Origin of the sequence: Halorubrum coriense DSM 10284, assembly GCF_000337035.1 — an archaeon.
Lineage (GTDB): Archaea > Halobacteriota > Halobacteria > Halobacteriales > Haloferacaceae > Halorubrum > Halorubrum coriense.
On record NZ_AOJL01000006.1, the window covers coordinates 24,249 to 45,601 of the forward strand.

At 70.6% G+C, this 21,353-nt stretch carries 22 protein-coding genes; 11 read left to right on the forward strand and 11 right to left on the reverse strand.

Annotation, left to right across the window (positions count from 1 at the left end; translation table 11 throughout):
• Positions 1-206: 206 nt before the first annotated feature.
• Positions 207-1,472 (forward strand): translation elongation factor EF-1 subunit alpha, encoded by a 1,266-nt coding sequence (tuf, locus tag C464_RS00695; protein ID WP_006111547.1) that lies wholly within the window; start codon positions 207-209, stop codon positions 1,470-1,472.
• Positions 1,473-1,475: 3 nt separating this feature from the next.
• Positions 1,476-1,784 (forward strand): 30S ribosomal protein S10, encoded by a 309-nt coding sequence (gene rpsJ / locus C464_RS00700; RefSeq protein ID WP_004048854.1) that lies wholly within the window; start codon positions 1,476-1,478, stop codon positions 1,782-1,784.
• A gap of 113 nt (positions 1,785-1,897) precedes the next feature.
• On the opposite strand, the gene C464_RS00705 is transcribed toward rpsJ, so the two are convergent.
• Together C464_RS00705 and C464_RS00710 are read right to left on the reverse strand one after the other, a co-directional pair.
• Positions 1,898-2,458: a rhomboid family intramembrane serine protease gene (locus C464_RS00705; protein ID WP_006111548.1), complete on the reverse strand. Its 561-nt coding sequence runs from the start codon at positions 2,456-2,458 to the stop codon at positions 1,898-1,900.
• A gap of 71 nt (positions 2,459-2,529) precedes the next feature.
• The gene (locus C464_RS00710) at positions 2,530-2,820 is read right to left on the reverse strand and encodes a hypothetical protein (protein ID WP_006111549.1); all 291 of its coding nucleotides are present in this window, start codon (positions 2,818-2,820) and stop codon (positions 2,530-2,532) included.
• A 122-nt stretch (positions 2,821-2,942) separates the two neighbouring features.
• On the opposite strand from C464_RS00710, the gene C464_RS00715 reads away from it, so the two are divergent.
• The 4 genes from C464_RS00715 to C464_RS00730 are packed head-to-tail and all read left to right on the forward strand — an operon-like array spanning position 2,943 to position 8,721.
• Positions 2,943-4,076: a lysylphosphatidylglycerol synthase transmembrane domain-containing protein gene (locus C464_RS00715; protein ID WP_006111550.1), complete on the forward strand. Its 1,134-nt coding sequence runs from the start codon at positions 2,943-2,945 to the stop codon at positions 4,074-4,076.
• A gap of 30 nt (positions 4,077-4,106) precedes the next feature.
• On the forward strand, positions 4,107-5,288 hold the full coding sequence (locus C464_RS00720; RefSeq protein ID WP_006111551.1) for a hypothetical protein: 1,182 nt from the start codon (positions 4,107-4,109) through the stop codon (positions 5,286-5,288).
• 39 nt (positions 5,289-5,327) lie between these two features.
• Positions 5,328-6,455, forward strand: a complete 1,128-nt coding sequence (locus tag C464_RS00725; protein ID WP_006111552.1) for an extracellular solute-binding protein — start codon at positions 5,328-5,330, stop codon at positions 6,453-6,455.
• Between the two features lie 13 nt (positions 6,456-6,468).
• Complete coding sequence (locus tag C464_RS00730) at positions 6,469-8,721, forward strand: ArnT family glycosyltransferase (RefSeq protein WP_006111553.1); 2,253 nt, start codon at positions 6,469-6,471, stop codon at positions 8,719-8,721.
• A gap of 219 nt (positions 8,722-8,940) precedes the next feature.
• Here the strand turns inward: C464_RS00730 and C464_RS00735 are convergent, their stop codons facing one another.
• The 3 genes from C464_RS00735 to C464_RS00745 form a co-directional block, all read right to left on the reverse strand.
• The gene (locus C464_RS00735; protein ID WP_239640158.1) at positions 8,941-9,594 is read right to left on the reverse strand and encodes a dolichyl-phosphate hexose transferase; all 654 of its coding nucleotides are present in this window, start codon (positions 9,592-9,594) and stop codon (positions 8,941-8,943) included.
• A 221-nt stretch (positions 9,595-9,815) separates the two neighbouring features.
• Positions 9,816-11,459 carry a GMC family oxidoreductase gene (locus C464_RS00740; RefSeq protein WP_006111555.1) on the reverse strand — a complete coding sequence of 548 codons (1,644 nt, stop codon included), beginning with the start codon at positions 11,457-11,459 and terminating at the stop codon, positions 9,816-9,818.
• Positions 11,456-12,016 (reverse strand): gluconate 2-dehydrogenase subunit 3 family protein, encoded by a 561-nt coding sequence (locus tag C464_RS00745; protein WP_006111556.1) that lies wholly within the window; start codon positions 12,014-12,016, stop codon positions 11,456-11,458. Before C464_RS00745 ends, C464_RS00740 begins: the two co-directional genes overlap by 4 nt.
• Before the next feature lie 149 nt (positions 12,017-12,165).
• Between C464_RS00745 and C464_RS00750 the strand changes: the two genes are divergently transcribed.
• Positions 12,166-13,776 carry an ABC transporter permease gene (locus C464_RS00750; RefSeq protein WP_006111557.1) on the forward strand — a complete coding sequence of 537 codons (1,611 nt, stop codon included), beginning with the start codon at positions 12,166-12,168 and terminating at the stop codon, positions 13,774-13,776.
• 118 nt (positions 13,777-13,894) lie between these two features.
• Here the strand turns inward: C464_RS00750 and C464_RS00755 are convergent, their stop codons facing one another.
• Positions 13,895-14,908: a sulfite exporter TauE/SafE family protein gene (locus C464_RS00755; protein ID WP_049910737.1), complete on the reverse strand. Its 1,014-nt coding sequence runs from the start codon at positions 14,906-14,908 to the stop codon at positions 13,895-13,897.
• 49 nt (positions 14,909-14,957) lie between these two features.
• Positions 14,958-15,122 (reverse strand): DUF7512 family protein, encoded by a 165-nt coding sequence (locus tag C464_RS19065; protein WP_006111559.1) that lies wholly within the window; start codon positions 15,120-15,122, stop codon positions 14,958-14,960.
• A gap of 259 nt (positions 15,123-15,381) precedes the next feature.
• Here C464_RS19065 and C464_RS00760 point away from each other — a divergent pair, with 259 nt between their 5' ends.
• Positions 15,382-16,227: a universal stress protein gene (locus C464_RS00760; protein WP_006111560.1), complete on the forward strand. Its 846-nt coding sequence runs from the start codon at positions 15,382-15,384 to the stop codon at positions 16,225-16,227.
• Between the two features lie 28 nt (positions 16,228-16,255).
• Here the strand turns inward: C464_RS00760 and C464_RS00765 are convergent, their stop codons facing one another.
• The 4 genes from C464_RS00765 to C464_RS00780 are packed head-to-tail and all read right to left on the reverse strand — an operon-like array spanning position 16,256 to position 19,662.
• Positions 16,256-17,431 (reverse strand): inorganic phosphate transporter, encoded by a 1,176-nt coding sequence (locus C464_RS00765; protein ID WP_006111561.1) that lies wholly within the window; start codon positions 17,429-17,431, stop codon positions 16,256-16,258.
• A gap of 12 nt (positions 17,432-17,443) precedes the next feature.
• Positions 17,444-17,902 carry a YeeE/YedE family protein gene (locus C464_RS00770; RefSeq protein ID WP_006111562.1) on the reverse strand — a complete coding sequence of 153 codons (459 nt, stop codon included), beginning with the start codon at positions 17,900-17,902 and terminating at the stop codon, positions 17,444-17,446.
• A complete protein-coding gene (locus tag C464_RS00775; RefSeq protein ID WP_006111563.1) occupies positions 17,903-18,460 on the reverse strand; it encodes a YeeE/YedE family protein in 558 nt (185 codons plus the stop codon).
• Between the two features lie 8 nt (positions 18,461-18,468).
• On the reverse strand, positions 18,469-19,662 hold the full coding sequence (locus tag C464_RS00780) for an MBL fold metallo-hydrolase (protein ID WP_006111564.1): 1,194 nt from the start codon (positions 19,660-19,662) through the stop codon (positions 18,469-18,471).
• Between the two features lie 237 nt (positions 19,663-19,899).
• On the opposite strand from C464_RS00780, the gene C464_RS00785 reads away from it, so the two are divergent.
• The 3 genes from C464_RS00785 to C464_RS00795 all read left to right on the forward strand — a co-directional run bounded on the left by C464_RS00785 (position 19,900) and on the right by C464_RS00795 (position 21,313).
• A complete protein-coding gene (locus C464_RS00785; protein WP_006111565.1) occupies positions 19,900-20,145 on the forward strand; it encodes a sulfurtransferase TusA family protein in 246 nt (81 codons plus the stop codon).
• A 2-nt stretch (positions 20,146-20,147) separates the two neighbouring features.
• Positions 20,148-20,720: a DsrE/DsrF/DrsH-like family protein gene (locus C464_RS00790; protein WP_006111566.1), complete on the forward strand. Its 573-nt coding sequence runs from the start codon at positions 20,148-20,150 to the stop codon at positions 20,718-20,720.
• A gap of 152 nt (positions 20,721-20,872) precedes the next feature.
• Positions 20,873-21,313 carry a DUF302 domain-containing protein gene (locus tag C464_RS00795; protein WP_006111567.1) on the forward strand — a complete coding sequence of 147 codons (441 nt, stop codon included), beginning with the start codon at positions 20,873-20,875 and terminating at the stop codon, positions 21,311-21,313.
• Positions 21,314-21,353 lie beyond the last annotated feature (40 nt).

Here is a 21,353-nt window from a genome sequence, read left to right on the forward strand (position 1 = left end):
CCTCCCGACGGCCCGCGTGTTTCGCCCCGTCTTTCACCGGTCACGTCCGTCGCCGCTTGGTCCCGCCACCCGTGCGCCGGCGTGGCGTGCCCCGCGTTGTCGAGAATCGCCGGACGGCGGTGCGATACTCTGTGGGCCGTATCGAAACCGTTTTAGTGGAATCTACCGAAACTTACTCACAGAGCGCCTTAGCGCGTGATTACCCCATGAGTGACAAACCGCACCAGAACCTGGCCATTATCGGCCACGTCGACCACGGCAAGAGTACGCTCGTGGGTCGCCTCCTCTTCGAGACGGGGAGCGTCCCCGAGCACGTAATCGAGCAGCACCGCGAGGAAGCCGAAGAGAAGGGCAAGGGTGGCTTCGAGTTCGCCTACGTGATGGACAACCTCGCCGAGGAGCGCGAGCGCGGCGTCACGATCGACATCGCCCACCAGGAGTTCGACACCGACGAGTACTACTTCACCATCGTCGACTGTCCGGGCCACCGTGACTTCGTGAAGAACATGATCACGGGCGCCTCGCAGGCCGACAACGCGGTGCTCGTCGTCGCGGCCGACGACGGCGTCGCGCCCCAGACGCGTGAGCACGTGTTCCTGGCCCGCACGCTCGGGATCAACGAGCTCATCATCGCCGTCAACAAGATGGACATCGTCGACTACAGCGAGGACTCCTACAAGGAGGTCATCGGCGAGGTCGAGGACCTCCTCAACCAGGTCCGCTTCGCGACCGACGACACCACGTTCGTGCCGATCTCGGCCTTCGAGGGCGACAACGTCGCCGAGGAGTCCGAGAACACGTCGTGGTACGACGGCCCCACCCTGCTGGAGTCGCTTAACAACCTGCCGGAGGCCGAGCCGCCGACGGACGCGCCGCTCCGCCTGCCGATCCAGGACGTCTACACCATCTCCGGCATCGGGACCGTCCCCGTGGGACGCGTCGAGACCGGGATCCTCAACACCGGCGACAACGTCTCCTTCCAGCCGTCCGACGTGGGCGGCGAGGTGAAGACGGTCGAGATGCACCACGAAGAGGTGCCCAAGGCCGAGCCCGGCGACAACGTCGGATTCAACGTCCGCGGCATCGGCAAGGACGACATCCGCCGCGGCGATGTCTGTGGCCCGGCCGACGACCCGCCGAGCGTCGCCGAGACGTTCCAGGCCCAGGTCGTCGTCATGCAGCACCCGTCGGTCATCACGGCCGGCTACACCCCGGTCTTCCACGCCCACACGGCGCAGGTCGCCTGTACGATCGAGTCCATCGATCAGAAGATCGACCCCTCGTCCGGTGAGGTCGCCGAGGAGAACCCGGACTTCATCAAGTCCGGCGACGCGGCGGTCGTCACCGTGCGTCCCCAGAAGCCGCTCAGCATCGAGCCGTCCGGCGAGATTCCGGAACTCGGCAGCTTCGCCATCCGCGACATGGGTCAGACCATCGCGGCCGGCAAGGTGCTCGACGTTAACGAGCGATAATCGATGCAGCAGGCACGCGTCCGCCTCGCCGGCACGAGCCCCGAGGACCTCGACGACATCTGCGACGACGTCCGCGAGATCGCGGACTCGACGGGGGTCGCCCTGTCGGGCCCGATCCCGCTGCCGACGAAGACGCTCGAGATCCCGTCGCGCAAGTCCCCGGACGGTGAGGGGACGGCGACGTGGGAGCACTGGGAGATGCGCGTCCACAAGCGTCTGATCGACATCGACGCCGACGAACGCGCGCTCCGCCAGCTCATGCGCGTCCAAGTGCCGAACGACGTCAGCATCGAGATCGTTCTCGAAGACTGAGCGCTAGGGCGTTTCTCTTTCACCCCTTTCGTTTTTCGTCCCACCTAGCCGCGGCTCCGTCGGTCGCGTCTCGCGTCCCCTCGACTCCCGTCTGCCGTGCGATCCGTTCTCGGTCAGTGCGCGTCGAGCAGGCCGACGCGGCCGGCCACGAGACCGCAGAACGCGCCGGTCGCGTGCGCGATCAGCGCGACGCCCGGCGCGGCCGTCGTCGCGGTGAGGACGACGGCGACGAGGTCGAACAGGAGCAGTTGGGCCCGCGGCGGGAGGCGCAGGCGGCCGAACAGCGTCTCGCTCACGACGTTGCCGGCGAGCAGGTAGCCGCCGAGCGCGAACACCGCGCCGCTGATCCCCAACACCGCGGCCGGCGGACCCAGCAGCCCGCCGACCGTCACCTGCGCGAGGCCGGCGAGCGCGCCCGTCGTGACCACGAACGCGTGGAAGCGCGGACGGGTCGTCCGGCGCTCGACGAGGGGCCCGACGAGCAGCAGCGCGAGGGCGTTCGCCAACAGGTGACCGACGGAGCCGTGCGCGTACACGCTCGTGACGAGGGTCCACGGAGCGACGGCGACGGGGGTCGACAGCGCGAACAGCCCGGCGAGGCCGACGACACCGAGGAGGGCCTGCGCGACGCCGACGAGGAGGGTGATTCCGAGCGTTTCGAGGGTGGCACGCATCGGCCGAGCGTTGGGGCCGGCCGGTGAAAGGCTGTGCGGCCGAGTCGCTCGCGGCTCGCCGCCGGCGCGGCTCAGATGACGTCGTCGGGGTCGTGGGCGCGCGACATCCGCGTCGCCTCCGCGGCGTACCGCTCGCGGTCGTCGGGATCGTCGACGCTCCCGACGTTCGACGCCGCCGCGTCGACGGCCGCCGTGGTGTCGCGCACGTCCGTGAAGGAGGTGAGCGCCCGCTCCTTGCGGAAGTAGCGCTCGCCGTCCGGCGTCGCGTACGTGAGGATCACCACGTTCTGCTCGTCGTCGGAGTAGGTGCGCTCGACGAGCCACATCCGGACGTCCTCGTCGGCGGTCTCGTTCGCGTTCATGCGTGGTAATTCACGTGCTACGAACAAACGCGTTGCGGGGACGGTGTCGAGCGCGCTTCCGCCCTCGCCTCGCCTCCCCGAACCGCCAGTGTTATATTCTTTAGGGCGACCTAAATAATCGCATGAACCCGCGCGTCGCCGCCGCTCGACTCCGCAAGCGCTTCCTCGGGCTCCGCGAGCGCCTCCCTCGGGGGTCGCTCGCGGTCGCCGGGACGGTCCTCGTCCTCGCGGTCGGCGGCGCGGTGTTGACGCGGACGCTCGACGTCGGGGCCGTCGTCTCGGCGGCGGCCGCCGCGGACCCGGCGCTGCTCGCCGCGGCGCTCGTCGCGTACCTCCTCTCGTGGCCCGTCCGCGGTCGGCGGTACGGCGACGTCCTCGCGCCGATGGGGTACCGGTGTCGCACGGCGTTCCTCACGGCGGCCGTGTTCGCGAGCCAGACGGCGAACCTGATCGTTCCCGCGCGGGCCGGCGACGGGGTGCGCGCGTACCTCCTGAACGACCGACGCGGCGTGCCCTATCCGACGGGCGTCGCGTCGCTGGCGGTCGAGCGCGCCTTCGACCTGGTCGCGCTCGGCGCGCTCGGCGGGGCCGCGCTCGCGGCCCTCCTCGCCGACGGGCGGACCGTCGCCCCGGCCGGGTCGGAGCGGGCGGCCGCGGCCGCCGCCGGAACCGCGCTCGCCGCCGCGCTGTGTTCCGTCGCCGTCGTCGCGGTCGCTCGCGGCGACCGGCGGTTCGGACCGGGCCTCCGCGAGCGGGCCGACGGGTCGCGGCTCTCGCGGGTCGTCGACGCCGCGGTCCGGTTCGGCGCCGCCGTCCGCGTCGTCGCGGCGGACGCGGGCGCGGTCGTCCGGGTGTCGCTCGCGAGCGGGGTCGTGTGGGCGCTCGACGTCGTGACGGCCGTCTTCGTCCTTGCGGCGCTCGTCGGCGGGTTCGGCGGAGCCGTCGACCCGGCCGCGCTCGTCGTCGTCGGCACGCTCGCCGTCTCAGCCGGGAACCTCGCGAAGGTGCTGCCGCTCTCGCAGGGCGGCATCGGGCTGTACGAGGCGGCTTTCACGGGCATCGTCGTCGCGGCCACGCCGATCTCGGCGGAGGTCGCGCTCGCGGCGGCGGCGCTCGACCACGCGCTCAAGAACGCCGTCACGCTCGTCGGCGGCGGCGTCGTCGCGGCCGCGTTCGACCTCTCGCTGACGGGCGCTTCCGACGAGGCGGAGCGGGAACCGGACGCGGCCGCGACGCGGCCGACGACGGACCGCTAAGCTTTTAGGCCAGCCTAAAAAATGGCGGGTATGGATGCGACAGCCTCGGACCGCGACGGTCCCGACGTCTGCGTCATCGTCCCGACGATACGTGAGTACGAGTGTCTCCGCGCGTACGTCGCGAACGCCCGCGAGCACGGGTTCGACGTCTCGCGGCTTCACTTCGTCCTCGTCACCGAGGACTTCTGCGACGTCGACGAGATGCGCGCGATGCTCGACGACCTCGACGTCTCCGGCGAGGTGTTCGACGGCAGCCGCCGCGAGGCGTGGTACGCGGCCAACGGCGTCGCGGAGTACGGCCACGTCGTCCCCGCCGCGAGCCACGCCGAGACGAGCTTCGGCCTGCTGTACATGTGGGCCGACGAGTCGTTCGACTACGGCGTGTTCATCGACGACGACACGCTCCCGCACGACGACGTCGACTACTTCGGCCGCCACATGGAGAACCTCGCGTTCGGGGGCGAGGTCGAACGCGTGCGCTCCGACGAGGACTGGGTGAACGTCCTCTACGACGACGCCGACGAGCACGGGCTCTACCCCCGCGGCTACCCCTACTCGGCGATGGACGAGACGGTGGAGACCGACGCCGTCGACGTCGAGTCCGGCGAGGTCGTCGCCTCGCAGGGGCTGTGGACGAACGTGCCCGACCTCGACGCGGTCCGGATCCTGATGGACGGCGACCTGGAGGGGCAGGCGCAGACCCGGACGAGCGCCGACGACTTCGGCGACGATTTCGTCGCCGCGCGCGGCAACTACCTCACGGTCTGCTCGATGAACCTCGCGTTCCGCCGCGAGGTGATCCCGGCGTTCTACCAGCTGCCGATGGACGACAACGAGTGGGACGTGGGCCGGTTCGACGACATCTGGTCGGGCCTGTTCTTGAAGCGCGCCTGCGACGTGCTGGGCAAGCGGATCTACAACGGCGACCCGCTGTGCGAACACAACAAGGCCCCGCGGTCGACGTTCGACGACCTCGCGAACGAGGTGGCGGGGTTGGAGCTGAACGAGCACGTCTGGGAGGTAATTGATGGAGAGGGCGACGACGCCGACTCGTACGCGGCCGTCTTCGACGCGATGGCCGACGCGCTCGCGGAGGGCGACTTCGCCGACTGGAACAACGGCGCGTTCCTCAACCACTGCGGCGAGTACATGCGCGACTGGCTCGACTGCCTCGACGCGATCCGCCGGACGCCGGCGGTCGCGGACGATTGAACCGACACGACTAAACCTATTTAGGTAAGCCTAAAACACATGACGAACCACGATCTCACAGAGACGGACGTGAACCGGAGACGGTTCCTCGCGGGCGCAGGCGCGGTCGGCGCGGCCGCGCTCGCGGGCTGTACGGGCGACGAGACGGACGACGGCGACGCGCAGTCGTCGATCGGACAGATCGGCTCCGGCCGCGAGGGGCGCGGGCTCCCGGGCGGGACGCCGATCTCCGAGATGCCCGACCTGTCTGGCGAGCTGACGGTGTACTCCGGCCGCAACGAGTTCCTCGTCGGGCCGCTCGTCGAGTACATCGACGAGCAGTACCCCGACCTCGACCTGACGGTCCGGTACGCCTCCTCCACCGACCACGTGAACGCGATCCTCAACGAGGGGGAGGGGTCGCCGGCGGACGTGTTCTACTCGGTGAACGCGGGGTCGCTCGGTGCCCTCGCGAGCGAGGGACGCACGCAGGCGGTCCCCGACGACGTCGCCGAACTGGTCCGCGAGGAGTTCCGGACCGACCAGTGGATCGGCACCTCCGGCCGGGCGCGGACGGTCCCGTACGACAGCGGCGAGTACGACGCCGAGGACGTGCCGAGCGACATCATGGCGTTCCCCGAGGAGTTCGACGGCGACCTCGCGTGGGCCCCTTCCTACGGCTCCTGTCAGGCGTTCGTCACCGCGATGCGGATCCTCGAGGGCGACGAGGCCACGCTCGAGTGGCTCGAAGCCGTCGTCGCCTCCGGCGCGACCGCGTACAACAACGAGTTCCGCGTCTGCGAGGAGATCGCCGACGGGAGCGTCGACGCCGGGTTCACGAACCACTACTACATCCAGCGCGTCCTCGACGGGAGTCCGGACGCGACGATCGACACCGGGTTCACCGAGGGCGACGCCGGCGCGGTGTTCAACGTCGCGGGCGCCGCGGTGGTCGACACCGCCGCCGACGCGACGCTCGCCGGTAACTTCGTCCGGCACCTCCTGTCCGCGGAGGCGCAGGACTACTTCGCGCGCTCGACGTTCGAGTACCCGCTCATCCCCGACGTGGAGCCGATCGGCGACCTCCCGACGATCGACGAGCTCGACGTCCCGGACGTCGACCTGACGGAGCTCTCCGACCTGGAGGCGACCGTCGACCTGATGCGCGAGGCCGGCGTCGACGTCTGATCCGCCCCGCCCCGTGTCGTCCCGCTCTGACCCCTCGATCCTCTCGCGGCTCGCGGCCCGGTCCCGTCAGCGCCTCGCTCGCGCGGACCGGACCGCCGCGGCCGCGGTCTTCGTCTCGCTGGCCGCGGGACTGCTGACCTTCGCGGTCGCGGCGACCGTCTTCTCGCACCACTCCGCGAACCACGACGAGGGCGTCTACCTCACGCAGGCTGCGCTCCTGCTCGGCGGCCAGCTCGAGTTCCACGCCGGCGCGCTCGCCGACGCCGTCCACCCGTGGTTCTTCGTCGAGGACGGCGGCCGGCTCTACCCGAAGTACAGCCCGGTCCCGGCGGCGACGTACGCGGTGTCGATGGCGCTGTTCGACGAGCCGCGGGTGACGCTCGGCGCGATCGCCGCCGGCAACGCCGCGCTCGTCTACCTGCTCGGCGGGACCGTCGCCGGGCGTCGCGCCGGGCTCGCCGCGGCCGTCCTGTTCGCGGCGTCGCCGATGGCGGTCCTGACCGGCGCGGCGTTCCTCCCGTACGCGCCCACGACCTTCTTCAACCTCTTGTTCGCGGTCGCGTACCTCCGAAGCGTCCGCGACGGGTCGACCGCGGCCGCGGGCGTCGCCGGCGTCGCTATCGGGCTCGCCTTCTTCGCGCGCCCGTTCACCGCGGTGCTGTTCGCCGCGCCGTTCATCCTCCACGCCCTGTGGCGGATCGGGTCGGCGGTCGCGGCCGAGGGCCTGTCCCCCTCGTCGCTCCCGGACCCGGTCCGCAGACACGGGCTGACGGCGCTGTTCGGCATGCTGTTCGTCGGCGTGACGCTCGCGTATAACCTCCGGATAACCGGGTCCGCGTTCACGTTCCCGTACCAGGCCTTCGCGCCGACGGACGGGCCGGGGTTCGGCGAGCGACGCATCCTGGGGCACTCGGCGGAGTACACCCCGGCGCTGGCGCTCGAATCGAACGGGTACGCGCTGTGGGAGCTGGCGACCCGCTGGGTCGCGGCCGGCCCGCTCGGGGCGCTGCTCGCCGCCGCCGGCGGCGCGGTCGCGGTCCGACGGTGGCGCGACGGCGCCGACCTCGCGCCCCGAGCGGCCAGCGCTCGGACCGACGGCTCGCCGGCGTTCCGCCGGACTGCGGCGCTGATCGTCGCCGGAATCGCGGTCTCGGTCGCCGTCGGGAACCTGTTCTTCTGGGGGACGCACAACGCGCTCGCGACGCTGTCGGACCCGACCGACGGGCTCGCCGCGCTGTTCGGGCCGTTCTACCACTTCGACCTGCTCGTGCCGCTGTCGGTGTTCGGCGGGGTCGCCGTCGCGGCCGCGGTTCGAGCGCTGCCGCGGCTCCGCGCCCGCCTCGCCGCGCAGACCGGATCTGATCGAAACGCGCGCGCCGCGGTCGCCGTCGCCGTCGCCGTCGCGCTCGTCGTCGCCTCCGGTGCCGCTGTCGCGACCGCGGCGGACCCGGTCCAGCGCAACGCGGCCATCGACGCCAAACACGAGGCCGCGTACGCGCCGTTCGACGAGGCGGAGCTCGCGAACGCGCTGGTGTTCGTCCCGACGCCGTACGGCGAGTGGCTCGCGCACCCCTTCCAGCGGCTCCGGAACGGCCCCGGGCTCGACGGCGACGCGGTGTACGCGCTCGACCGCGACCCGGTCGAGGACTTCGCGGTCCTCGACGCCTACCCGAACCGCACGCTCTACCGCTACGGCTACCGCGGCGCGTGGACCGCCGACCCCGAGTCGCGCGTCACGCCGAAGCTGGAACCGATCGACGTGCGCTCCGGCTCGCGGCTCGCGGCCGAGACGACGGTCGGGGTCCCGGAGCGCGTCGAGAGCGCCCGGATCCGACTGGAGACGCGCCGCGGCGAGGACCGCGCGGCGTACGACGTGGCCGACCCCGAGGCCGGCGACCCGCTCGCGGTCGAGTGGTCGATCGGTGAGGACGGGGTCCGGCTCGCGGGCGCGCCCGACGAGTCGGTGTCCGTCGACCCCGCGGGCGACGTGGCGGTCCTCACCGTGACGCTGTTCGCGCCCGACGGCTCGACGTTCACCTACCGGCAGGAGGCGACGATCCGGACCGCAGGCGGCGAGTCAGTGGGGGACGGCGAGGCGACCGGGAGCGCCGGCGACGTCGAGGTCGTCTGGCCCCCGGAGCGGTCGGTGTGCCGGCTCGTCACCGACTGCGGGAGCGAGGGGACGTACCTGCCCGACCGCCCCGGCGAACACGCCGAGTGGGTGGTCTTCGAGACGGAAGTCGAGGCGAGCGATTCCAGCGAGTGACCGGGGCTCTCTCTGACAGTCGGGCGTCGCCCGACAACCTCGCGCGTGCGACTCGCGTCGCGCAGGCGCTCGTCCGCACACGCCGCCGCGGTGGTCGTCTGTTCGTAACCGATCGGCGTCGTCACTCACAAAATCAAAACGTCGCCGGCGGCGGTCCACTGTGCCCACAGTATACGTCCGGACCGCCGTCCGACGACTGCGTCGAGGAGAGAAGCGCCCTCAGAACCGCCGGAGCTGCTCTTCGAGGCAGACGGTGACGATCGACTTCGCGATGGCGGCCCCGCCGCCGATCGGGTCGAGCTTCGTGTCGCCGAGTCGCTCGGCGTAGGCGATCGGGCGCTCGCGCACGTCGTAGCCGCGCATCAGCGGGCGGATCAGGAGCTCGGCGGAGAGGCCGGTGTTCTCGGTCCAGCCGATCTCCTCGACCACCTCGCGCCGGTACGCGCGCATCCCGGTGGTGGTGTCGTGGACGCGCTCGCCCATCAGCAGGGAGGCGACCGCCGCGAACGCGTGGTTGCCGAAGCGGTTGAACGCGGGCATCGCGTCCGCGCCGTGGTAGAGCCGGTCGCCGCTCACCACGTCGGCCCCGTCGTTGATCGCCGCGAGGAACTCCGGTAACGCCTCCATCGGGTAGGTGTCGTCGCAGTCGGTCGTGACGACCACGGGGCGGTCGGGCGTCAAGACCGCCTCGCGGACGGCGACGCCGTAGCCCTGCGGTTCCTGTTCGACGACGCGCGCGCCGTGTTCGCGAGCGATCTCCGCCGTACGGTCCGAGGAGCCGTCGACGCAGACGACCTCCGCCTTCCCGTCGGTGATCTCGTCGACGTCTTCGAGGACCGTCGCGATCGCCTCCTCCTCGTTGTACGTCCCCATCACGACGCTGAGGTCGTCGAAGGTGTACTCCTCGCTCTCGGCGTCCGCCGCGCTCGCGGCCTCCCCGTCCGCCGTGATCGCGGTCTCGCTCTCCTCGTCCGTTGCCGCGTCCACGGCGCTCGCGGACCCGTTCGTCGCGTGTGCTGAGTCGCTCATTACCCGCATCTCCGTTCGCACGCACTTGAGTTTTTAGGTTTGCCTAAAATAGTGGCGGCGAGCCGTCACGTCCCCCGCGAGAGGCGGGCCTCCACGCCGTCGGCGACGCGGAGCGCGAGCGCGGCGATAGTGAGCGTCGGGTTCATCGCGCCGCTCGTCGGGAACACCGAGCTGGAGGCGATCCAGCAGTTGCCGAGGTCGTGCGTGCGACAGTCGGCGTCGACGACGCCGCGGTCGGGGTCGTCGCTCATCCGCGTCGTGCCCATGTGGTGGTAGGCGGGTCCGGTCGCGTCCGGCCCGGCGACCCACTCCACGTCGGCCCCGAGCTCTTCGAGGATCGACACCTGGATCTCGTTCGCGCGTTCGATCGTGTCGAGCGCGCGGTCGCCGACGGTCCACTCGATCCGCGGGACCGGGTTGCCGCGGTCGTCGGTCCGGTCGCCGGCGAGCGTCACGCGGCTGTCGGCGTCGGGGCGCTGCTCGACGAGGCCGCCCATCGCGACGTGGTTGCCGTACTCGCTACGCAGCCGGTCGCGGAGGGGATCGCCCCAGTCGTCGCCCGACAGCGCCGACTCGACCGGCGAGGGGCCGGCGTAGTTGAAGAACTCCAGTTTGAACGGGGCCCGCGACTCGTCGGCCTCGTCGTAGAACTGGTCGCAGGCGCTGGTGTAGAAGCCGACGTGGTTCTGCCTCGTCGGCTCGTCGAGCGTGCCGCCCGCCCCCGCGAACAGGTGGTCCATGAAGAACTCCCCGACGTGCCCGCTCCCGTTGGCGAGCCCGTCGGGGTACCGGTCGGAGGCGGACAGCAGGAGGAGCCGCGGCGTCTCCACGCCCCCCGCGGCGACGACGAAGGCGTCGGCCGTCTGCCGGTGTCGCTCCCCGTCGGGCGTCGCGTAGACGGCGGCGGTCACCCGGTCGTCGCCGTCGTGTTCGAGGCGCTCGACCGGCGCGCGGTCGATCACGGTCGCTCCCCGCTCCTCGGCGCGCTCGACGTGGACCGTCGCGTCGTACTTCGCGCCGCTCGGGCAGACGGGCTGGCAGGTCCCGTAGCCGACGCAGGGAGACCGCCCCTCGTACGGCTCGGAGTTGCGCGCGTTCGGCACGGAGTGCATGTCGATCCCCAGCGACTCGCAGGCCTCGGCGAACAGCGAGTCGCTGTAGGAGGGCTCGAACGGCGGCATCGGGTGGGGCTCCTCGCGGGGCGGCGCGTAGGGGTTGTCCGACGCGCCCGCGACGCCCAGCTCGCGTTCGGCCGCGGCGTAGTACGGCCGCAGGTCCGCGTAGTCGATCGGCCAGTCGGGGCCGACGCCGCGCTCGCTCCCGGAGTTGAAGTCGTCCTCGTGGAGCCGCATCACCATCCCCTGCCAGTGGAGCGTCGACCCGCCGACCCCCTTCACCCGGGCGTGGTTCAGCGGGTAGTACCGGTCGCCGGCGCTCTCGTGGGCGTCGCGCTCGCCGCCCACGTCCCAGACGTCCGGCCGGCCGTAGGACGGCCGGATCGCTCGCTCCTGTCTGGCGAGGCGGTCCGCCGGGTCGAACCGCGGTCCCGCGTCGAGGATCACCACGTCGCGGTCGCCCGCGAGCCGGTCGGCGACCAGCGCCCCCGCGGGCCCGGCACCGACGACGCAGACGTCCGCGTCGGGGACGGGCGTCCGGTCGATCGCGTCGACGTCCGACCGCTCGTCGCCGGCGAGCCCCGCGCCGCTCACGGTGGCCCCCGCTGGTAGCTCTCCGCGCCGCCCGGGTGTCCCTGCGGGTTCTCGATGCCGACGAGCTCGCCCCCGGTCGGCGACGCGTACAGCGCGAGCAGCAGTTCGTTGACGACGTAGTACCGGACCCGCTCGGCCGTCGTCCCGTCGGGGTCCTCGTCGGCGGCGTCGGCCCCGACCTCCCGGAGGAGCCGGTCGCGGTCGGCCGCGTCGAGGTCGGCGACCGGCGCGCCGTGCCACGAGTTCGCGAGGTGGTTCAGCTCCGCGACCGTCTCGCGGACTCCCGCGGCGTGCGCGGAGTCGTCCAGCCGCCCGGCGAGGAAGGTCTCGACGAACGCGTCGACGCCGGCGAGGTCGGAGGGGTAGACGACCGACGCGACGGCGGTCAGCGTCTCGCGCACGGTCTCGTCGTCGCTCGCGGTCCCGTCCGCCTCGGGGTCCTCGCCCGGATCGCCGTCGCGGCTCCGGTCGGCGGCGACCCGCGCGCCGAGCGCGACCCCGCCGCTCGCGCCGAGCGCGGCCAGCGCCGCCGCCGCGTCGCGCCGCGTCAGTTCCATGCGTTTTTTAGGCAACCCTAAACTAATATATCCGTCGGAGCGCGGTCGCCCCTCGCCGAGGGCGCACCCTCGAACCGGACCCGCGGCCGGATCGGAACCCCTAACGGCGGTTGCGACCATCCTCCGACCGAAGCGACCACGCCCGGACCATGAGCCCGATATCCCGGATCCGCGACCGGCTGACCGACGGAGAGGACCGCCTACCGCTGGGGCTGACGCTGCTCTCCGCGGCGATAGCGGCGACGCTCGTCTTCCCGCTCGGGTGGCTCGTGATCGAGGCGGTCACCGTCGACCCCGCCCGCGCGATCGACCTCACCCTCAGCGTCCGCACCGCTGAGACGGTCCTCAACAGCCTGCTGTTGATGCTCGGCGTCACGGCGCTGTCGATCGCGATCGGCGTCCCGCTCGCGTACCTCACCGCCCGGACGGACCTCCCGTTCCGCCGGTTCTGGGCGGTCGCGGCCGCGCTCCCCCTCGTCGTGCCGAGCTACGTCGGTGCCTTCTCGTTCGTCTCCGCGTTCGGCCCCCGCGGCGAGTTCCACGAGATCCTCTCCCCGCTCGGCATCGAGCGGGTCCCCGAGATATACGGCCTCTCCGGGTCGATACTCGTCATCACGCTGTACACGTACCCGTACGTCTACCTGACGACGCGGGCGGCGCTGCTGTCGTTCGACACCACGCTGCTGGAGGCGGCTCGGACGCTGAACCACGGGCGGCTCGCGTCGTTCCGGAAGGTGACGCTGCCCGCGATCCGGCCCGCCGTCGCCGCCGGCTCGCTGCTCGCGGCGCTGTACGCGGTCTCCGACTTCGGGACGCCCTCGATCATGCGGCTGTCGGTGTTCACCCGCCAGATCTACGTCGAGTACCGCTCGTTCGGGAGCGACTACGCCGCGCTGCTCTCACTCCAGCTGCTCGTCGTCGTGCTGTTCGTCCTCGCGCTGGAGTGGCTCGTCCGCTCCGACGCGTCCTCGCACGGCGACGACGCGGGCCGCACCGACGACCGCGTGTCGCTGGGGCGGTGGCGGTGGCCGGCGACGCTGCTGCCTGCGGGGGTGTCCGCGGCCGCGCTGCTCGTGCCGCTGTGGATCCTCGGCCTGTGGTTAGTCCGCTCGGAGGCTGGCCGCCGCCCCTCGATGGCGTTCGAGCCGATCTACGTCGTCAACTCCGTCTCCGTCTCCGCGGCCGCGGCCGTCGTCGCCGCGCTGGCGGCGATCCCCATCGCGTACTTCGCGGCCAACCACGACTCCCGGCTCGCGACGCTGTTCGAGCGCGCGACGTACGTCGGCTTCGCGGTGCCCGGCATCGTCCTCGCGCTGGCGCTCGTCTACTTCGGCTCCGGCTATCTGCCGTGGATCTACCAGACGCTGCCGCTGCTCGTCTTCGCGTACGTCGTGCGCTTCCTCCCGCAGGCCGTCGGGTCGAGCCGGACGTCGATCCTCCAGGTGGACCCGCGGCTGGTGGAGGCGGGTCGGACGCTCGGCGAGTCCTCGCTGGGGACGTTCAAGCGCGTCACGCTCCCGCTCACGCGCTCGGGGATCGTCGCGGGCGCCGCGCTCGTCTTCCTCACGACGATGAAGGAGCTGCCCGTCACGCTCATCCTCCGCCCCTCCGGCTTCGAGACGATCGTCACGCAGATCTGGCGCGCGCAGGAGTCGGCGCTGTACCAGTACGCCGTGGTGCCGACGCTCATCCTCCTGCTCATCTCCGGGCTCTCGATGGTCGTCCTCCTCGCGCAGGAGGGCGGTCAAGAGGGGCTGTGAAGATAGGCCCCGACCGCTTGGACGATCGTCCGACGCGGCTCACCGCGACGATCGCCTCTTCGTGTACCGTACTGCCACGGAAGAACAATATCGCGCCGCGAACCGACGGAACCGTCGGTCAGTCGGCCGCGGACGTCTGCTGTCGACGCGTCACGCGGAGCGAGGTGACCGTCGTGTAGAGGACCGCGAAGGCGACGACGACCGCCGCGCCGATGACGAGCACCAGTCCGAGCAGTTCGAGCGTCGAGTTGCCCAGGAAGGAGCCGACCTCGCCGATGCCCACGGCGATGGAGCCGACCAGCAGCATCCCGCCGAAGTACACCTTGATCTCGTCGGAGTCGACGACCGCGGTCGCGGCGGAGCCGACGCGCGCGCCGAGCGCGCTGCCGAACAGCAGCGGCGCGACGATGCCGAGGTCGACGCCGCCGCCCTGCCCGTAGAGGTAGCTCCCGAGGCCGCCCGAGAAGACGATCTCGAACAGGTCCGTCCCGACCGCGACGGGCACCGGCACGCCGATCGCGTAGATCATCGCCGGCATCCGGATGAAGCCGCCGCCGACGCCGAGGAACCCGGACAGGACGCCGGTCGCAAAGGCGACGGCCGTGATGACCCACGCGGACACGCGGACGTCGCCGCGGAGCGTCACCATCGGCGGGATCCGGACGGTCCGCTGGATCTTCTTCGCGACCTCCGGGATCTCGTACTCGTCTAAGTCCTTGTCGGCCGCCTCGTGGTCGACGCCGCCGCCGTCGCCGTCGTCTCCCTTCAGCGCGTCGCGGGTGACCATCGCGCCGACGCCGCCGAGCAGGACGACGTAGGCGACGCTGATGACCCCGCCGGCGAGCCCCATCGATTCGAGGTAGTAGACGCTCGCGCGCCCGGCCTCGATGCCGATCGTCGTGCCGGTGATCATGATCACGCCGAGCTTGTAGTCGACCTGCCCGAGGTCGTGGTGTTTCAGGGTCGCGATGACCGCCGTCCCGAAGACGAACGCCATCCCGCTCCCGACCGCGACGGGCGCCGGGTAGTCTAACATTAGCAGGGCCGGGGTGACGAGGAACGACCCGCCCATGCCGAAGAACCCGAACAGGACCCCGACGACGAGGCCGAACCCGACGAACAGCGCGAGCATCTCGGGGCTCGTGTCCAGTATGCCGAGGCCGCCGAGGGCACCGATAACGCTATCGAGCACTCGATTCACCCCCGACGACGAGGTCCATGAGGTACGGCCCGACGAGCCGTTCGAGGCCGCCGTAGCCGGCGTAGAGGACGAACGCCTCGAAGAGGATCACTCCGATGAGGAGGGCCGTCTCCGGGTCCCAAGTCGGAATCTCTAGTCCTGCCATCGGTTCACCCTCCGACTGCCGCGCGCGGTAATTCGACTTTGGCACATTTCTGCTCAGTTCTCTCTACCTGCTTCGAGGGTATAACGGTTTTGGGCTAGTCGTACAAGACTATATTCCGGTAACCTCGGTCGGAGTACCGATAACTTACGGCGAAGGTACGCGGTCCGATCCCGATTGATCGGTCGGCCGACGCCCGACTCGCCGGACGTGTCGCTCACCGAACAAAACCGTGTTGTCGTCGCTCGACGAACGTGTCCGTATGAGGGCCCTGTGTGCGACCGACCTGTCGGCCGCCAGCGAGGCGACGATCGAGAACGAGACCTGTCTCGACTGTCTGGGTCGCATCGGCGTCCGGACGATCCACCTCGTCACGGTCGTCCCGGCGAACGTCCACGCCGGGATGCCCGGCGTCGACTTCGAGGAGCGCCGGCGGCGGGGGCTCGACAGGTACCGGTCGGTGATCGAGGACGCAGGGTTCGCCGTCGAGACGCACGTCGTCCGCGGGACGCCGTACCGACGCCTCAACGGCCTCGCCGAGACGGTCCGCGCCGACCTGTCGGTCGTCGGGTCGCGGGGACAGAGCCCGCTCGAGAACCGGGTGATCGGCTCGACCGCGCGCAACCTCGCGCGGACCACCGTCGTGCCGCTGTTGGTCAACCGCGTCGAGCGCGCGGCCGACGACCCGGACGTCCTCCGCGAACACCTCTTCCGGCGGATCCTCTTCGCGACCGACTTCTCCGAGCACGCCGACCGGGCCTTCGACGCCTTCTCGTACCTCCGGCACGCGGCCGAGGAGGCGACGCTCGTCCACGTCCGGTCGCCGAAGGACGACGGGTCGACCGGCGGCGTCGACCCGGCAGAGCGGTTGGCCGAGCGGGCGAACACGCTGGAAGCGTGGGGGATCGAGACGCAGATCGAGGTCCGTCGCGGCGACCCCGCCGAGGAGATCCTCGCCGTCGAGGCGGCGGTGACGCCCTCGACGGTCCTCGTCGGGTCGAAGAGACGGAGCCGCATCCGGCGGCTCCTGCTGGGTAGCGTCTCGGAGGACGTGGTCGCGCGCGCGACGGCCAACGTCTTCCTCGTCCCGCCGCCCCGCGCAATTTAAAAACGGCCGACGTCGCGGCGTGCGGCGTTTATAAAACGAGGGCGGCGATCGCGTACGCGAGCCCGAACGAGAGGGCGAACGAGCCCACCCACGCGCCGACCGTCACGGCGATCTTCCGCGCGTCCACCGCGCTCCGCCCGCCCACCGCGGCCCCGCTCCCGATGATCGCGCTGACGACGATCTCGTTGAACGAGACCGGCACGCCGAGCAGCACCGCCAGCTGCGCGATCAAGAAGGACGGGACGAGCGCGGAGATGGAGCGCCGCGGGCCGAGCGACGAGTAGTCCTGCGCGAGCGACTTGATCATCCGGGGCGCGCCGGTCCACGACCCGGCGAGCATCCCGAGCCCGCCGCCGACGAGGACCGCGGTCGTCGACACCATCCCCACCTCGTCGAGGAGCGGGAGCAGCGGCCCGACGGCGAGCCCGACCTGACTCCCGCCCGCGGAGAAGGCCACCAGCGACCCGAGCGCGAGCAGCACGCGCCGCAGTCCGCCCGCCTCGTCGCGGCGCACGTCCCACCAGACGACGGCTCCAATCGCCAGCGCCGCGCCGGCGGTGACCGCGACGCCCCACGCGGTGCCGTCGAGCGCGAGGGCGCGCTGTACGAGCCCGCGGACCGTGCCGGACGCGCTCCCCGCGCCGAGGAAACTGAACCGGACGTTCGCGAGGACGGCACCGACGAGGCCGGCGAGCACCGCGACGCAGCACCGCTCGGGCGCGCCGGGCCGCGGGAGGACGCTCGCGATCCCGAACGCGAGTCCGCCGCCGACGAGCGGCGTCAGCGCCCAGACGGCGGCGACCTGCTGGTACTTCGCCCAGACCGGCGTCCCGCCGAGCGCGAGCCCGACGCCGATCACCGCGCCGGTCACGGTGAACGCGGTCGCGATCGGGATCCCGGTCGTGATCCCGACCGCCATCAGCCCCGCGCCCAGCACGAGCACGAGGATGACGCCGGCGACGGGGAGGCTGATGCCGCCCACGAGGCCGCTCCCGACGGCCTCGGAGACGTTGCTGCCCTGCGTGACCGCGCCGGCGAAGCCGAAGACGCCGACCAGGAGGGCGGCGCGCATCGTCCCGATCGCGTTCGCGCCGACGGCGGGGGCGAACGGGGTCGCGCCGCTCGACCCGGCACCGATCACCCACGCCATGAAGAGGCTCGCGAGCGCTGCGCCGACGAAGAGGGCGACGAGAGCGGGGTCCATCGCGTCGAGGCCTCAGTCCGCGCCCGCGGCGGCGGCCTCGGGGGCTCGACTGCGGCTCCGCCAGTAGCCCTGCGCGTACGCGCCGAGGAACATGCCGCCGAGCGCCCACAGGATCGTGACGTTGCCGACGCCGAGGCTGGCGTACGCGGCCCCCGGACAGATGCCGGAGAGCCCCCAGCCGACGCCGAACACCGCGCCGCCGACGAGCACGTTCCGGTCGAACGGCTTCAGCCGGCGCTCGTACGGGTCGCCCGTGAGGGGGGCCGCGTCCCGGATTCGCGGCAGCAGCGCGAACGCGACCCCGGAGACGATCGCGGCCCCGAACATGACGAACGGGAGCCCGAGGTCCTCGAACAGGAGGAAGTTCACCACGACCTCCGGACGAGCCATGTGGCTGAAGCCGAGCCCGAACCCGAATATCAGCCCACCGACGAACACCAGCGGCTTGAAGAGGGGATGTCGGTCAGCCATTTACGGGCTCACCCCCAGCGCGGCGACGACTTGGGCCGTCCCGATCGCCACGGTCAGGAACGTCGCGACGCCGACGAGCGAGGTCTTCGACGCCGAGCCGACGCCGCAGACGCCGTGGCCGGACGTGCACCCCTTCCCGATGCGGGTCCCGATCCCGACGAGGATCCCGCCGAAGAACAGCCGCCACGGCTGGACGTCGGTTGCCCACAGCGTGACGCCGGCGACCTCGTACAGCGTGCCGGTCGTTCCGGGCTCGTACAGCGAGGTCGTGACGACGCCCGACTGGACCGTCGCGGCGAACGCCAGTCCGCCGAGGACGATCCCGGCCGTGAACACGACCCGCCAGTCCCGCGAGCCGACGTACCGCTGGAACCGCGACTGATCGGAGACGTACGACAGCGTCGATTCCAGGAACGTGCTCGCTCCCGCCGGGATGCCCGTGCCGACGTAGATCACGACGGTCCCGAGCCCGACGAGCAGCCCGCCGACGGCGTACCGGCTGATCCCGTTGGGGAACAGCTCGGCGACCGCCTGAAGCAGTACGAGGGAAGTCGCCATCGGGGACGTTAGTCACCCGCGAGCGACTCTTGGCTGGCCGCGCAGTTGTTCGGGCCGAGCTCGAGGGTGAACGCCTCGTCGTCGTCGACGGCGTTCTGACCGAGGTTCGTCGCGATGATCTCCTCGTAGTTGGCCGGCCGCGGCGGCATGTCCGAGAGGATCAGGTCGACGAACGACGCCTCGTCCATGGTGAGCGCGTCCATCTCGTCGACGAGCCGGCCGATCGGTGCCGTGTAAGTCCCGTCGGCGGCCGGCTCCGCGGCGTCGCTGAAGTGCGCGCCGCCGATCAGGGTGTCGTCGGGGAGCGTCAGGACGCGCTCTTGGAGCGACTCGTACAGCATACGGGCGGCGTCGGGCGCGCCCTCGTCGCCCTCCTCGAGGTCGGGACGGGCGACGCTCTCGATGAACAGCCCGTCGCCGGTCGCGAGCAGGCTCTCGTCGACGAGGTACGAGGTCATTCCGGTCGTGTGGCCGGGCGTGTGGACGGTCTCGATCGTCGCGTCGCCGACCGCGAAGGCGTCGCCGTCGGCGGCGGTCGTCAGGTCGTCGGCGTACGTGACGCCGCGGTCGACGGCGGCCGCCGGAATGACCCCCTCGACGCCGTTCGCGTCGAGGTCGCGCACGCCGGAGATGTGGTCGGCGTGGACGTGGGTGTCGAGGGCGTACTTCAGGTCGACGCCGAGGTCGTCGGCGTCGGCGAGGTAGCGGTCGGTGAACGCGCGGAGCGGGTCGACGATCGCGGCCTCCCCGTCGTCGTAGAGGAGGTACCCGAGACAGCCCGAGGAGGGGCGCTGGTACTGGAGGAGCGTGCCCGCCCCGTCGTAGTCCTCGACCTCGACGGTCTCGTAGATGCTCGCCCAGCCGTTCATGCCGTCTTCGAGGTGGTCGACGTCGTACCCCCGCTCGACGAGGGTCCCGGCGACGTACTCGCTGGCACCGCCCTTCGCGCAGAGGACGGTCACCTCGCGGTCGTCGGGGATCCGGTCGAGGACGTCGTCGTCGATCTCGTCTTCGAGGAACTCGAAGTACGGCACGTTGATCGAGGTGACGTTCTCGCCGTCGATGCGCCACTCCTCGTAGTCGGACCGCATCCGCGTGTCGAGGAGCGTCACGTCCTCGCCCGCGTCGATTCGACTCTTCAGTTCGTCCGGTGCGATCGTTTCCACGTCGGCGTCCGGCGTCGGGAAGTCGTTGGCGTCCATCTTCTACACCCCATCGTACCGGTTGGATATAGAAAAACGTTCGGATAGTAATTCAACAAATACGCAATATAGCACCGACAGCGAGGCGCATATAATGGTCTAAACACGTGTATAGAGCGATTATAGGCAAGTACGGTGATACTGGTTCTTCGCAGTATACCCAAGAAACAACATTCTTTTAACCTTCGCCGGGATATTGTGTGATAGCTCCAATACGACCAACGGAGCAGATACACAATGAGTGCCGAATTCGACATCGCGGAGACGCTCGACGTGAAAGGCGCATCGTGCCCCATGCCGGTGGTAAAGACGAAGTCCGCTATCGACGACCTCGACGCGGGTGCGGTCCTCGAAGTGCTGGCGACCGACCCGGGCAGCATGAGCGACCTCGACGGCTGGGCGGACGGGACCGCGGGCGTCGAGCTCCTCGGTCAAGAGGAGGGCGACGACGTGTACAAACACTACGTCCGCAAGACGGAGTGACGATGAGCACGGACACGCCCGACGCGCCGGCCGGCGACGCTCCCTCGCGCGCGGAACTGGCCGCGCGGATCGACGAGCTCGAGGACGCGCTCGCCGCGGCCACCGACGAGGACGACGGGAAGAAGATGAGCATCATCGCGACGAAGGGCACGCTCGACATGGCGTATCCGCCGCTCATCCTCGCCAGCACCGCGGCCGCGTTCGGCTACGAGGTGACCGTCTTCCACACGTTCTGGGGGCTCGACATCCTCCACGAGGAGCGCTCGAAGGATCTCAAGCTCAGCTCCGTCGGCAACCCCAACATGCCCGTCCCGAACGCCGTCGCCGCGCTCCCCGGCATGGACCGCGTGACGACGAGGATGATGGAGCGGCGGATCGCGGACAACGACACCGCCACCATCGAGGAGCTCCTCGAAACCAGCCTGGACATGGGCGTGGAGTTCCAGGCCTGCCAGATGACCATCGACCTGATGGACTACGACGAGAACGACTTCTACGACGGCGTGACCACCGGGGTCGGAGCCGCGACCGCCCTCCAGGACATGGCCGAGGCGGACATCCAGCTTCTGGTGTGACCGCCCGCCCGTCGAGCGTCTCGACGGATCCAGTCATTCCGGACACCGACCGACGGCCGAACGCCGATCGATAGCCGAACGTCGACCCTCGATTCGCGGTCTCTCGCCGCCGTACCCAAAGACATTTTATTTCACACCCAATACTGTACACAATGGTGCTTCCAATCGACCCGAGCCAGATCGATCCCGACGACATCGGCGAGGCACAGACGACCCTCGAGATGGGCCACGAGGAGGCGATCGAACACGTCCGAGACGTCTTCACCGACGCCGGCTTCGGGGTGCCGGTCGAGTTCTCGCCCTCCGAGATGCTCAACGAGAAGATCGACGCCGGGCGCGACCCCTACTACGTGCTGGGCGCGTGTAACCCCGAGGTCGCCGACCGCGCCCTCAAAGCGACCGACAACAAGATCGGCGCGCTGATGGCCTGTAACGTGGTCATCTGGGAGGAGGAACCCGGTCGCCAGCGCGTCTACCACGTCTCGATCATGCGCATCGCCCGCCTCCTGGACATGTCGGTGGACGACGACGAGATGGCGTCGATCATCGCCGACACCGGCGAGCTCGTCGACGCCGCGTTCGAGAACCTCTAGTCGCGGTCCGAGCCCACACCTACTTATCCGTGACCGCCGA